The organism is Burkholderia sp. E168m23 (genome assembly GCF_016586125.1).
Lineage (GTDB): Bacteria > Pseudomonadota > Gammaproteobacteria > Burkholderiales > Burkholderiaceae > Burkholderia > Burkholderia orbicola.
On sequence record NZ_BCPP01001422.1, the window covers coordinates 1 to 1,201 of the forward strand.

General features: G+C 66.6%; 2 protein-coding genes. Both read right to left on the reverse strand.

Annotation, left to right across the window (positions count from 1 at the left end; genetic code table 11):
* The coding region (locus JMF90_RS37835; protein WP_268906105.1) for an FGGY family carbohydrate kinase at positions 1 to 664 on the reverse strand (664 nt) is incomplete at its 3' end.
* Positions 665 to 777: 113 nt separating this feature from the next.
* Positions 778 to 1,201: glycerol-3-phosphate dehydrogenase C-terminal domain-containing protein (locus JMF90_RS37840; protein ID WP_305790779.1), on the reverse strand; the 424-nt coding region annotated here is incomplete at its 5' end.

The window sequence follows — 1,201 nt, forward strand, 5'->3', positions numbered from 1 at the left end:
CCGACGATGCCTTCACTTCCGGCAGCATGCTGCGCGGGATGTCGAGCAGTTCGAGCAGCTCGCTGTCCCATTCGCGCGTATGGATGTTGAACAGCATCGTGCGCGATGCGTTCGTCACGTCGGTCACGTGCAGTTCGTGCTTCGTGAAGTTCCACACGAGCCAGCTGTCGACGGTGCCGAACGCGAGCTTGCCCTGGCGCGCCTTGTCGCGTGCACCCGGCACGTTGTCCAGAATCCAGCGGATCTTCGTCGCGGAGAAGTACGAGTCGATCGGCAGGCCGGTCTTCGCGCGCACCTTCGCTTCGAGGCCCTGCTTCTTCAGCGAGTCGCAGAAGTCGGCCGTGCGGCGATCCTGCCAGACGATCGCGTTGTAGACGGGCTGGCCCGTCTCGCGATCCCAGACGATGGTCGTTTCGCGCTGGTTCGTGATGCCGATCGCGGCGATCGACGTGCCGTTCAGGCCCGTGCGCGTGACGGCTTCCGCGGCGACGCCGGCTTGCGTCGACCAGATTTCCTGCGGGTCGTGCTCGACCCAGCCGGGTTGCGGGTAGATCTGTTCGAATTCCTTCTGGGCGATCGATACGATGTTGCCCTGGCGATCGAACAGCATCGCGCGGGAACTCGTGGTGCCCTGGTCAAGCGCGAGGATGTACTGGTCCTGCATGTCTCTCATCTCCATCCGTGGATTGGCTTAGTTGTGATGCGCGCCGCATGTGGGGCGGCGCGTCGGTGAATCAACGTCGGTCAGGCAAAACTACCATTGCAACTGCATTCGGATCACGCATGCGGCGCATGCGCGGCGGCGAACCACGCATCGACCGCGGCGGTCACCGCGTCGAGCGTGCCGGGCGCGACGTGCAGGCCGAGCTTCGAGCGGCGCCACAGTACGTCCTGCGCGCAGGTCGCCCATTCGGCATCGCGCAGGTAGCGCAGTTCGGCGTCGTGGATGCCCGGCGCGATTTCGGCGCCGAGATCGGCGAGCGACTTTGCGCCGTCGACCACGCGCTCCGCACGCGTGCCGTACGCACGTGCATAGCGGCGCGCGAGCGCGGCGGGCAGCCACGGATGGCGTTTCGCGAACGCGCTGGCGAACCCGTCGAACTTCGCGTCCGCGATGTCGCCGCCCGGCAGCGCGACGCCGGCCGTCCAGGTCTTCGCATCGCGGCCGAGCGCGCGGCACAGCATGTCGCCGGCTTCTTCC